We start from the raw sequence: 12,220 nt of genomic DNA, 5'->3' as shown, positions 1-12,220 counted from the left end.
GATATGTCCGTCTTGTCCCCCCGGCGCGATTCGCCGGTCCGTCATGAGATGTACCAATCAATAAGACACCAGCAAGGCCGAACCATCCTTGCCGAACTTCGGTTTCACGCCAAGAATGGCTGCGGAACGGGTGATGATATCGTGCACCATCGGTGCCGCAGACGTACCGGCCAGTGCCGCGCCATTGCCCTTGTCCGTCTTCGGCTCGTCGATGAAGGACAGAACCACATATTCCGGCTTATCCATCGGGAAGGCAGACAGGAAGGCGTTGAAGTTCTTGTCGTGAACATAGCGACCATTGACGACCTTGTCGGCCGTGCCGGTCTTGCCGCCCACGTTGAAGCCTTCGACGCGCGCATTACGACCAGAACCGTTGACGCCATTCCATTCGAACAGGAAGCGCATGTCCTTGCTGGCACCCGGCTGCAAGACTTGCTTGGCAACCTGATCGGCCTGCGCCACCGTGCGTGGCAGAAAGGTCGGCTCGATCAGCTTGCCGCCATTGACCAGGGCGGCACCGGCAATCGCCGTTTGCAAGGGTGTGGTGGAGACACCGTGACCGAAGGAGATGGTCACCGAGTTGATCTTTTTCCACACGCGCGGCTGCGATGGCATGGCGATTTCCGGTAGTTCCGTTTGCATCTTGCTCAGAAGACCAAGCCGCGTCAGAAACTCCTTGTGCCCTTCGATACCGACCGTATCGGCAATCTTGGCCGTACCAATGTTGGACGAATACTGGAAGATTTCCGGAACGGAGAGCATGCGACCCTTGCCGTGGAAATCCTTGATGGTGAAGCCACCGATGCGGATCGGCGCACGCGCATCGAACATATCGTTGATGTGGACTTTGCCGGAATCCAGACCCATGGCGATGGTAAAGGACTTGAAGGTCGAACCCATTTCGAACGTGCCGTTCGACATGCGGTTCAGCCAGCCTTCTTTTGCGCCTTCGGCAGGGTTGTTGGGGTCGTAATCCGGCAGCGATGCCATGGCGAGAATTTCGCCGGTATGAACATTGATGACGACAGCGCCAGCGCCAATTGCCTTAAACTTCTGAATGGCGTCGGCCACGACTTCGCGAACAATGGCCTGCACACGCAGATCGATCGACAGCTTGACCGGCTCCAGAGGCTGGTCCGAGGTCATGCCAAGAGCGGTCAGGTCTGCCAGACCCTGATTGTCGAGATAGCGCTCCATGCCAGCCACGCCGCGGTTGTCGATATTGACGTGACCGACGACGTGAGCTGCGGTATGCCCACCGGGATAGAAACGGCGCTTTTCGGGACGAAAGCCAATGCCGGGAATGCCGAGCGCCAAAATCTGGCTCTGCTGCTTGGGCGTCAACTGACGGCGCAGCCATTGGAAGCGCGATTCGGATTTCAGCTTCTGATAGGTGCCGCGCGTATCGAGATCGGGCAGAACCGTTTGCAGTTTCTCGATGGCTTCATCGACATCGACGATGCGATGCGGCTCCGCAAACAGCGAGACCGTGCGAATATCGGTTGCCAGCACTTCGCCGTTGCGATCCAGAAGATCGGGGCGCGAGGCCATCAGCCGGTCTGCGGGCGCGATGCTGGACACCGTTTCCGGCTGTGTCATGCCGTATTGAACCAGACGGCCACCGACTACGCCATAAAACGCGATGAAGCCGACAATCAGCAGACCGACGCGTGTCTTGGCCTGGGTGGCGCGGCGTTTGCGCGCGCCTTCAAAAGCGGCATGGTCGGCAAAGCCACTGGTGCTTGCGGAAAAATGAGCCCTGCTTTTCAGAACCATGACGCGAGACAGAAAAGACATCAGTCCACCGATCCAGTTATCGTTTCATCCATGTCACCAGTTTCGTCACCCTGCTGGGTACGCGCCACCGGCATGGGTTGTGACGGGCGAACCGCCCGCGCACGAGGCTGCGGCACCGGAACACCACCACTCACCGCAATCTGCCCGGCTGGTGGTGATTTGGGTTTTACACCACCCAATGTTGCGCCAGGCTTGGAGCCGCTCATCGCAGCCGCAATAACATCTTCAACGCTCATGCCGACAGGCTCCGGCGGCTGCGGCAATTGCGAGCGCAGCATCGGCAATTCCTTCGGCTGCGAAAGCTGCGTCGGCTGCGTCGGCGCCAGCGCCAGATCGCCCTGATAGGCGTTGACGAGACGGTGCAGACGGTTCGGCTGGGTCAAAAGCGCCCAGTCCGCCCGCAGTAGATCGATCGTGTCCTTCTCCAGCTTGATTTCGGCTTCCAGCTTGCGCACGGAATCCAGCTTCAAATCAGCCTGATGCTTGATGGAATAGGTCACGACAGCCGCAGCCACCATCACACCCATGAGAACGAAATCGAAGGTACGCAGCATATCAACCTCCCATCTTTGCTAGGCTGGCGAGATCAGGCAGCTCGAAGATCGACAGATCCGCAGGCCGAACCGGTGCCGTGGTGCGAACGCCTGCCCGCAGCTTGGCGGACCGGGCGCGCGGATTGATCTCCGCTTCCTCGTCGCTTGCCGCAATCATCGACTTGCCCACGGCGTCAAAAATCGCCGACTTTGCGGCCACCATCGGCATATGGCGCGAGCCCGTCGCACGGTCGGAACGATCGGCGAAATATTTCTTGACGATTCGGTCTTCCAGCGAATGGAAGGTGACGACCACGAGCCGACCACCCGGCTTCAAGGCGCGCTCGGCGGCAAATAAGGCCTGCGCCAACTCGCCCAGCTCATCGTTGACAAAGACGCGTAGTGCCTGAAACACACGGGTGGCGGGATGGATCTTGTCCTTGGCCTTGCGTGGCGTCACGATTTCGATCAATCCGGCCAAATCACGGGTGGTCCGAAACGGCTCTTCGGCACGCTTCTTTTCGATGGCGCGGGCAATGCGGCCCGGCTGCTTTTCCTCGCCCAGAAATCCGAAGATGCGAATGAGATCGGACACCTTGGCGCGGTTGACGACATCGGCCGCCGAAACGCCGGATGCCGACATGCGCATATCCAAAGGACCATTCCGCTGGAACGAAAAGCCGCGTTCGGCCTCATCGATCTGCATGGAGGACACGCCGATATCGAGCACAAGACCGTCGAGACCATCGGCCGGCACATGCGCGGAAAGATTGGAAAACTGCGACTGGATGAGCGAGAGGCGACCGCCATTGGCAGCAACCATGTCCTGCCCGCCTGCGATGGCGTTGGGATCACGGTCCAGCGCGATGACATTGGCGCCCTGGTCGAGAATGGCCTGGGTGTATCCGCCCGCACCGAAGGTGCCGTCGAGAATGATTTTGCCCGGCGCTGGCTCGAGAGCGCCCAGGACTTCATGGAGAAGAACCGGAATGTGGCGAACCGGTCCGCCACTGGCTTCAGAAGATCGTCCGCCAGAATTCGCCGTCATTCCGTTTCCCCGTCCTATACGGGGCGACCAGCGGTAAAACCGCGCCCCGTTCTTGCCGCCTTCTGCGCCTCGTGAAACGCGTCCGGCTGCCACAACTGAAAATGATCCGCTCGACCCACAAAGGTAACCTCGGTGGTGATGTTGGCGAATTCCCGAATGAAATCCGTCACCATCAATCGCCCTTCGGCATCGAGCTTCATGAAAATGCCGCCGCCGTGGACCAGCAGCGACATCGCGTTCGCCTCCGGCGAGAACGCATCCATGGAAGCGATCTGCCGTTCGTATCGTTCGAGCAAGTCCGGACCACCCACGCTGATGGCTGGAAATGCAAAATCCTGGAGACAATAAAGCTCCTGAATGCCACGGTCCGCCAGCACCGAGCGAAACAGCGACGGAACCGAAACGCGCCCCTTGGCGTCGATCCTGTTTGTCACGTTCGATAAAAAGCGACCCATTCTTAAACTCGCCAAAGCCGCCAAATGCAGAGCCAAAGCTTGCACCGACCGGCAACACCGTTACGCACGACACATCGCTGACCGGTAGGACGTAATGCCCATCGGACCCTTGCAGGCCTCTCCGTTTCAGAGATTGCGGGTCAAAAACACGACCCTTTGTGGTGTGCATTTGGGATACCATGGGACACTTTGGGCGTCAATGGGAGAAGCCGGCGGGATACCAGCCTCGGATCGAGTATTCATATCCCGTTAAGTTTAACGAATGGTTTACCGTGTTCATTCAAGGGCTTGAGCAACGACAATAAAAAATCGCCCCTAAAATCTTATTTTAGAAGCAATAACAAATACTTATATACGATGAGGGAGGTCGACTCCTAAGAGCCTGTATTAAAAAGGAATTTGCCAGTTGGCCTGTAAGCCGGGTTCTGTATGGCCCCGGTTTGACCCGGAACGTGGCAGCCATTCATCTGGGACGGCATTTGCACGCCGCCTCTCGCAACCCACCCGGATAACTCGCCCAAAAACCGGCTGTAGATACGCTTGCGCGCATCCCGCGTTATCCCTATTCGGTCTTGCTCCCGGTGGGGTTTACCATGCCACCCCTGTTACCAGCGGCGCGGTGGGCTCTTACCCCACCCTTTCACCCTTACCACTATAAAAGTGGCGGTCTACTCTCTGCGGCACTTTCCCTAGGGTCGCCCCCGCCGGACGTTATCCGGCACCGTGTTTCTGTGGAGCCCGGACTTTCCTCACCCTACCGTCTTTCGACATTGGTAAAGCGCGGCTGCCCGGCCAACTGGCAGGGGCTCCTTAGACGGGTTCAGAAACGAAAGCCACCGGAAAATCCGCGAACGGATCATTACGCAGAGAAAGCAGGCGCGAAATCCGCAGCATATTCCGTATCGATGATCCGCCCTTCGACCAGAAGCTCAGCGCCCAGCCGCCCGATTTCATCGGAACTCTTGGCCGCCGCGCCGCAGCCGCCGGTCAGAACGGCGATGCCTGGCGACGCCGTATAGCCGATCGCCGGAAAGCCGCTCGGCGTATAAGATGTCACGCAAGCCGCCATCGATATCCGCGAGCGATCAATGGAAGGGATCAGCGTTTCGATGATCTCGGAAAAATCATCGCGCACCTTGGCGCTTCCACCGGAGCGAAACCAGTCACGGATTTCGCGGTCGCCGTTCAAGACGATGTCGACAGGCTCACCGCCGATCTTGAGATAGGTCTTGCCATCGGGATAGCGCACCGGCGGCAAGAGATAGATGTGCTTGCGCGGATCGGCTGGCTCATAGATCAGCGATGGCATGCCCGCGTAGCGATGCAGTTCCTGGTCTGGAATTTCAAAGAATGCGACGGTGCGGCCATTGACCTGCATCTCAAGCTTCTGCGGCAACAACCCCTCGGCAACGGAAAAACCGCCCGCCGCGACGATTACTTTCTCTGCCGTATAGATATGGCCGGACGCGGTCGTCACCGTCGCAACACCGCCGTCTTCCCGCACGCTGACGGCAATGTCATCGATCCGCGTCACGCCACGCTTTTCAGCGCTGACGATCTGCGCCCGCACCATCTCACGCGGATTGACCCATCCGGCGTTGCGCCTCTCGAACACGCCTTCGCACCCACTCTCGAACGCAAAATAGGGAAAGCGATCCGCCAGCACCGAATCATCTAGAATCTCGATCTCGACACCCAGCGTCTCCGCCGCCGCGCAAACATTCTCGATATAGTCAAAGCCGGCGCCGCGTTTCTTGCCAACGATCAGGCAACCAACCTCACCGTAAAATTCCACGCCGCTCTCGCGCTCGATTTCGGCGTATCGGGCAATCGACCGATTGGCCAGCCGCGCCCAATCCGCATTGCCATCGATGGTACGGGTAATACGCGCCGCATCATAATGGCTGGCAAAAACACCGGTGTGGTTCTTGATATCCGCAGGCTCGCCGGGTCCGATCAGCGCGACGCCATCCGACTTTCCAGTCAGATGCCGCGCCGCAGCAGCCCCCATCATGCCCGCACCGACCACGATATATTTGAACTGAGTTGCCATGTTCGAGCTCACTGATTTTAGACTCTGTTACAAGGAGTTGTAGCGGTTTGCGGAATCGATTCCAGAGGTTTTGGGTTTGATGGTGAAGGTCGGTGGGTGTGGCTTACCCCCCTCTGTCCTGCCGGACATCTCCCCCACAGGTGGGGAGATTGAATCGCGGTTAGCTTTCGGCCAATTCGTACGTTGAGACTGAACAGAAGTTAGTGCGCCCAGCCGATCTCCCTCCTTGTGGGGAGATGTCCGGCAGGACAGAGGGGGGTGAGCCACACTCGCCGACCTTCACCATCGAACCCGCCTCAAACAAACACTGGCCCCACCTGCCCCGCAAAATCCTCTTCCGTCAGTTGTCCATCCAGCAGTAGCAATGCCCCCAACCGCCCGATCTCATCGGAAGACTTCGCCGAAACAAAGTTTCCACCCGTCAACACGGCAATGTTCGAAGACTGCGTATAGCCGATATAGGGATAGCCAGTGCGGGTAATCGACGCGACGCAGGAGCCTGACGTGACCGGGCACCCCTCCAGCTTCGGCATAAGCTCGACAGCCCGCTTCACCAGAAACGCCACCTCGCTCGCCGTGCCATCGGAGTGGAACCAGCGCACCGCCTCATCAAGCGTCTCCAGCCTACCCTTCTCGCTTTCGCCGCCGATTTTCAGGTAGGTCTTGCCATCGGGATACAGCACCGGCGGCAGGATATAGACGATGTCATCGGCATTTTCCGCCAGGACGATGGTCGATGGCATTCCCGCGAAATCGCGCTGCTTCTGCTCATCCAGTTCGAAAAATGCAATGGTGCGGCCCGTCGCCGCCATATCGACGTTGGACGGCAGCAGATCGGCCATATTGGTGAAGCCGCCCGCCGCCACGATCACCTTGTCCGCCGTGTAGCGTTGCCCCTCGTTCGTGACAACCTCCACACCGGAGGCCGTGTCATCGACGCTCACCACAGTCTCGCGAATCAGCGACGTACCCTGGCGTTCGGCGATCGCGACCTGCGCCTTCACCAGCGCGCGTGGATTGACATAACCGGCGTTGCGCGGCTCGAACCAGCCATCGTGATCTCTGGGCAAAGCAAACATCGGGAACCGGGTCCCGATCTGCGAGGCAGCATATTCCTCAACCACAAGCCCCAGCCGGTCCCGCGCCGCCATGGCCCCCGCTACGTAATCGCCACCAAGCCCTTTGCCGTTTCCGGTAAAGAGGCACCCCGCTTCGTGGTAGAAACGAACACCGCTCTTGGCTTCGATCTCGGCGTAACGGGCAATCGAGCGTTTCGCCAGTTCCGCCCAGACGGGATCACCATCGAAACCGCGGGTAATACGGGCTTCATCGTAATGGCTGGAAAACACGCCCTTGTGGCTTTTGATGTCCAGCGGCTCGGCAGGTCCGATCAAGGCCACGCCGTCCGTTCGCGCCGAAAGATGGCGTGCCGCAGCAGCCCCCATCATGCCAGCACCGACGACGATATATTTGAAATCCGCCATTTTTCGCGTCCCCACGGTCCCCGCCCAAACCCGTGGGCTGAAAAGACTTTTTACAGCCACGCAGACGCGCGTCTACCGTATTCCTGCGACGATCACAGGAATGACAGCGGTGGAATGCATCTAGCCTGCCAAAATCGCCTGCACCTTGCCGCAATAGCGCTTCGAAACCGGGTTCATCCGCGTGGCGCCATGGCCTGCATTATAGCGCAGAATAGTGTCGCATACCTGCCCGCCACCCAGTTGGTGCGCGGTTGCCAGATATTGCATGCCCCAGCGTATGTTGGTTTCGGGATCGTAAAGCGCTTTCGTCGTGCCGCGATAGCCCATCATCCGGGCCGTGGCGGGCTTGATCTGCATGAGACCAACCTCACCGGCACTGCCGCGTGCCCTGGGGTTGAACTTGCTTTCGACGGAAACGACGGCGTGGGCCAAATTGGTCGGCACGCCATAACGCTTGGCATATTTGACGATGAGATCGGAGTAGTTATTCTTCAGACCGGTTGGAAGCGTCTTTTCGGGGATGGGGTAGCCAGGCTTGCGGAAATAGGTCTCCAGAGTGACCGTCTTGGTCTTCACGTCGTCCTTGGCAAAAACAGGTCCGCTCTGTGCGGCAAGCATGGCGAGACAAGCCGAAACAGCAACAATCATTCTTCTCATTAGTATAAATGGTCTCCGACCGTGAAGACTGCGAAATTCGCCCGCAATAGCGCTCAAGTCAGGAAGATCATCGAAACGATCCGGCGCACGTCTTCATCATTGATACTGGCGACTTGGGTCTCTCACTGAAACCGGTCGCGGGTTGATGAGGCGTATTAAGTGGCGCATTAAGGATATACTGTGGCAAAGCGCAAAATATCGATTGCCGATCCACGGATATGGGAAGGATTTTCCGAAAATCGTGCCTAAACGGCGCGAAATTTCGGCAACTCGGAGATCAAGCGGTGCAACGTGTCGATGGTGGAAAAATCGGCAATGCCATCCACCAAAGCAGGCCGGAAATGGCGCTGGAATGCCGCCACCGCGCCTTCGGTTTTCTCGCAATAATGGCCTGTTATTTCAACGCCATATCCATACAGCGAAAGCATGGATTGCAGCGCCTCCACCGGCTGGCCGCTATCGCCCCGCTGAAAGAACCTGCCACCGCCAATGGTTGCTGGCAGAACCCAGTGGCCGACACCGTTCTGCGACAACACGTCCCACGGAAACTTTTCGCCTGGATCGATCTTGCGCACCGGCGCGATATCGGAGTGCCCCAGCACCCGTTCCGGCGCGATGGACCACCGCTCGCCGCAATCGCGACATAATTCGATAACGGCACGGATTTGCGCCTCAGGAAAGTCCGGCAACCCCGCCGGATGCCCGGCATTGGCAATCTCGATACCGATAGAGCGCGAATTGATATCGTTTGCGCCATCCCAGACGCTTTTGCCCGCGTGCCATGCCCGGCGCGTTTCCGGCACAAGTTGCATCACCCGGCCATCTTCAAAGACGAAGTAATGGCTGGAGACCTGACTTTCGGGATTACACAGCCAAGAGAGCGCGCTATCTGCGGTGCCCATGCCAGTATAATGCAGAATGATGATGTCGGGCGCGCTCACATCGATGCGTTCGCCATGGTTTGGCGAAGGCACGACGGTCGCGCCCTTATAGTCCGCAGTGAAGTCACTCATGCGACGCGGCGTTCTTTCTCGATGGCCGCATAGGCCGCATTCAACGCCGCCATGCGTTCATTGGCTGCCGCATGCAGTTCCATCGGCACGCCACGCGCAATCAGCTTATCCGGGTGGTGTTCGGCCACCAGCGAACGATAACGCTTGCGAATATCCATGAAGTCGTCGCCCGGCGAAACGCCCAGCACGCGGTAAGGGTCACGCCCTTCCATATGCACGTGCCGCGCCATGATCATTTCGAAATGATCTTCGGTGATTCTGAAAATCTCTGCGATGCGGCCCAGAAACGCCATTTCGCGCTCATGAATCAAGCCATCGGCCTTGGCGATATGAAACAGCCCGTCGATCACGCTTTCCAGCATGTCGCAATTCTGTTCGCCCGAACCGCACAGGCCGGACAGCCGCTCGGCATAGGCTTCGTAACCGGCAACGTCCTGACGTGCGAGGTTATAGAGCCGCGCAACGTTCTTGGCTTCCTCTTCAGGAAAGTCGAATATCTGACGGAAAGCTTTGACTTCGGCATCGTTGACCATGCCATCGGCCTTCGCCATTTTGGCGGACAGCGCGATGATCGCAACGGAGAAAGACACCTGACGACGGGTTTCCGGGTCACCTTCGAAGACGGTTCTGACAGCCTCGATCACGCGTCCAAGCACGTTGCCTGCTGCATCGCCGATTGCGCCGAGCAGCCGTTCCCACAGCGATGAAAGTTGCAAACACGCGAAATCGTACATCATTTCTCCAAGCATAAGGCCCGATTTGCTGAATGCAATATGCATAACGGTCGCATGCCATTAACTTTTCTTCATCTTGCGATCATATCGACTGACTTGAATTGCTAATACGTCGAGAACGCCAAATCGGTTTTCCACAGGCTGAGATGACCGCCGAAGGTCGCGCGTCAATTGAAACGATTATATCGGCTAACTCATTCAATCGCTTTGAAATTCCGCGATTTTCTTGAGAAATTCACTTTACATGCCACATTCTGTCACGCATCCATTTGCCACGACATCTTTGCAAAGAACTCGAAGGAGAGCCACGATGGCTAAACAGAAAGTCGCAATGTTGACCGCAGGTGGTCTCGCGCCCTGCCTTTCTTCCGCCGTGGGCGGGCTGATCGAACGCTACAGCGACATTGCTCCTGACATCGATATCGTGGCGTACCGCTCCGGTTATCAGGGCGTGCTCCTGGGCGACAGCGTCGAGATCACCAAGGATATGCGCGAGAAGGCGCCTCTCTTGCACCGTTACGGCGGCTCGCCCATCGGCAACAGCCGCGTGAAGCTGACCAACGCTGCCGACTGTGCCAAGCGCGGCCTCGTCAAGGAAGGCGAAAATCCCTTGGCTGTCGCGGCAGATCGTCTCGCGAAGGATGGCGTCACCATTCTTCACACCATCGGCGGCGATGACACCAACACGACAGCCGCCGATCTTGCGGCCTATCTCGGCGCCAACGGCTATAACCTCACTGTCGTTGGTCTGCCGAAGACGGTCGATAACGACGTCGTTCCCATCAAGCAGTCGCTGGGTGCATGGACGGCAGCCGAAGTCGGCGCGAACTTCTTCGATAATGTCAGCAACGAGCAGAGTGCCGCACCCAAAACCTTCGTCATTCACGAAGTCATGGGCCGCCACTGCGGCTGGCTGACTGCGGCCACCGCCCGCGCCTATATCCAGAAGACCAGCGGCAATGAATATGTCGAAGGCCTGCTAATGGGCGAGCAGCTCAAGAGCATCGACGGCCTCTACCTGCCGGAAATGGCCTTCGATATCGAAGCAGAAGCCGAGCGCCTGAAGAAAACAATGGAAAAGACAGGCTTCGTCACCCTATTCGTCTCCGAAGGTGCAGGCCTTGATTCGATCGTTGCCGAGCGCGAAGCATCCGGCGAAACCGTCAAGCGCGATGCCTTCGGTCACGTCAAGATCGACACGATTAATGTCGGCGGCTGGTTCCAGAAGCAGTTTGCCAGCCTCATCGGCGCTGAACGAACCATGGTGCAGAAGTCAGGCTATTACGCTCGCTCCGCACCCGCCAATGGTGAGGACCTGCGCCTTATTCAGGGCATGGTCGATCTGGCCGTGGAAAGCGCGCTGAACAAGGTCTCCGGCGTTACCGGCCACGACGAGGACCAGGGCGGAAAGCTGCGCACGATCGAATTCCCGCGCATCAAGGGCGGCAAGCACTTCGATCTGTCGACCAAGTGGTTTGGCGAGGTCATGGACCATATCGGCCAGCCCTATAAGGCAGCCTAAGAGCATAAAAGCGCCTCTTTACGCCGCATGATGCTGTCCATCGCAGACTGTGGCGTAAACACACCGCTCTCGACGTTATGAACCTATTGGCCCAGAAATGCGTTTCTGTTTCTGGGACGATACTGTAGGTTACAAAAAAATGACGTGCAGGGAGGGCTAGGAGGAAAGCATATGTCCGCACAAGTCTGGCTCGTGTTCTGCTTCGCCTGCGCCATCCTTTTCGCACTGCCTTCACCCGTGTCCTTCAAAGTCGCGAGCTACACCGCCATACGCGGCAAGCGCGCCATGATCGCTGCCGTCACCGGCGCGACGTTGGGCATCGTCACCACGGTCACCGCAGCCTCCATCATCGTCGTCGGCGCCGAGCTTCTTCCCTCCACTTTCGTTGATATTGCGCGCTGGGCAGGCACCGGCTGGCTGATGCTGTTCAGCCTGTGGACGATCGCCACCCCCGCCGCCCGTGAAGCCAATGCCGATAACGACAATCTGCGCGGAAAATCCTTCGGGACGATCTTTTCCGACTGCTTCGTGATGGCGGCGCTGCGCCTACGATACTTCGGCTTTTTCGTTGCCTTCCTCATGCAGTTCCTGAACGGCACCCGCGACGTGGTTGAAATGGTCACGCAGATGCAGGCGGTCCTCTTGTTGATCGCGCTGGTATGCCTTGGCCTGCAAGCGGCTTTTGCACGCTTTACCATAACCTCCGTCCGGCGCATGTCGGCGAATAAAAAGGTAAAGAATTCAAAGCGAAAGAGCTTCATTGCAGGCCGCGCCGTCAGCGCTGGATACCGCCGTATCGCTGCTTAAGACATTGCTGTTAAGTCGCCGCTTGCCCGAAACCTTACGATAGGTTAATGATCGCCGGATAGGGACTGCCTGCTTCGCTTGAATCGGCGGACACGAGAGACAGGCGCACTTAAGGGC

11 protein-coding genes and 1 other RNA gene are annotated in these 12,220 nt (G+C 58.1%); 2 read left to right on the top strand and 10 right to left on the bottom strand.

Annotated features, from left to right (window positions below):
• Window positions 1-57: 57 nt before the first annotated feature.
• The 10 genes from RRU01S_RS03270 to RRU01S_RS03230 all read right to left on the bottom strand — a co-directional run bounded on the left by RRU01S_RS03270 (window position 58) and on the right by RRU01S_RS03230 (window position 9,777).
• Window positions 58-1,797 (bottom strand): peptidoglycan D,D-transpeptidase FtsI family protein, encoded by a 1,740-nt coding sequence (locus RRU01S_RS03270; RefSeq protein ID WP_045228829.1) that lies wholly within the window; start codon window positions 1,795-1,797, stop codon window positions 58-60.
• Complete coding sequence (gene ftsL / locus RRU01S_RS03265; protein WP_045228828.1) at window positions 1,797-2,351, bottom strand: cell division protein FtsL; 555 nt, start codon at window positions 2,349-2,351, stop codon at window positions 1,797-1,799. The genes RRU01S_RS03270 and ftsL overlap by 1 nt, the downstream gene beginning before the upstream one ends.
• Before the next feature lies 1 nt (window position 2,352).
• Window positions 2,353-3,378: a 16S rRNA (cytosine(1402)-N(4))-methyltransferase RsmH gene (gene rsmH / locus RRU01S_RS03260; protein WP_045228827.1), complete on the bottom strand. Its 1,026-nt coding sequence runs from the start codon at window positions 3,376-3,378 to the stop codon at window positions 2,353-2,355.
• A 14-nt stretch (window positions 3,379-3,392) separates the two neighbouring features.
• Window positions 3,393-3,833: a division/cell wall cluster transcriptional repressor MraZ gene (gene mraZ / locus RRU01S_RS03255; RefSeq protein ID WP_045228826.1), complete on the bottom strand. Its 441-nt coding sequence runs from the start codon at window positions 3,831-3,833 to the stop codon at window positions 3,393-3,395.
• Window positions 3,834-4,231: 398 nt separating this feature from the next.
• Window positions 4,232-4,633: RNase P RNA component class A (gene rnpB, locus RRU01S_RS24970), an RNA gene on the bottom strand.
• Between the two features lie 59 nt (window positions 4,634-4,692).
• On the bottom strand, window positions 4,693-5,886 hold the full coding sequence (locus RRU01S_RS03250; protein ID WP_045228825.1) for an NAD(P)/FAD-dependent oxidoreductase: 1,194 nt from the start codon (window positions 5,884-5,886) through the stop codon (window positions 4,693-4,695).
• Between the two features lie 296 nt (window positions 5,887-6,182).
• Window positions 6,183-7,370, bottom strand: coding sequence for an FAD-dependent oxidoreductase (locus tag RRU01S_RS03245; protein ID WP_045228824.1), 1,188 nt, complete (start codon window positions 7,368-7,370; stop codon window positions 6,183-6,185).
• A gap of 120 nt (window positions 7,371-7,490) precedes the next feature.
• Window positions 7,491-8,027 (bottom strand): lytic transglycosylase domain-containing protein, encoded by a 537-nt coding sequence (locus RRU01S_RS03240; protein WP_045228823.1) that lies wholly within the window; start codon window positions 8,025-8,027, stop codon window positions 7,491-7,493.
• A gap of 245 nt (window positions 8,028-8,272) precedes the next feature.
• Window positions 8,273-9,040, bottom strand: coding sequence for an N-acetylmuramoyl-L-alanine amidase (locus tag RRU01S_RS03235; protein WP_045228822.1), 768 nt, complete (start codon window positions 9,038-9,040; stop codon window positions 8,273-8,275).
• Window positions 9,037-9,777, bottom strand: a complete 741-nt coding sequence (locus RRU01S_RS03230) for a J domain-containing protein (protein WP_045228950.1) — start codon at window positions 9,775-9,777, stop codon at window positions 9,037-9,039. The genes RRU01S_RS03235 and RRU01S_RS03230 overlap by 4 nt, the downstream gene beginning before the upstream one ends.
• Before the next feature lie 307 nt (window positions 9,778-10,084).
• Between RRU01S_RS03230 and RRU01S_RS03225 the strand changes: the two genes are divergently transcribed.
• Window positions 10,085-11,296, top strand: coding sequence for a pyrophosphate--fructose-6-phosphate 1-phosphotransferase (locus RRU01S_RS03225; protein WP_045228821.1), 1,212 nt, complete (start codon window positions 10,085-10,087; stop codon window positions 11,294-11,296).
• 171 nt (window positions 11,297-11,467) lie between these two features.
• Window positions 11,468-12,103, top strand: coding sequence for a LysE family translocator (locus RRU01S_RS03220; RefSeq protein ID WP_045228820.1), 636 nt, complete (start codon window positions 11,468-11,470; stop codon window positions 12,101-12,103).
• Window positions 12,104-12,220 lie beyond the last annotated feature (117 nt).

This window comes from Agrobacterium rubi TR3 = NBRC 13261 (assembly GCF_000739935.1).
Lineage (GTDB): Bacteria > Pseudomonadota > Alphaproteobacteria > Rhizobiales > Rhizobiaceae > Agrobacterium > Agrobacterium rubi.
Note: the sequence above shows the minus strand (reverse complement) of the source record. Positions and strands in the feature narration are given on the sequence as shown.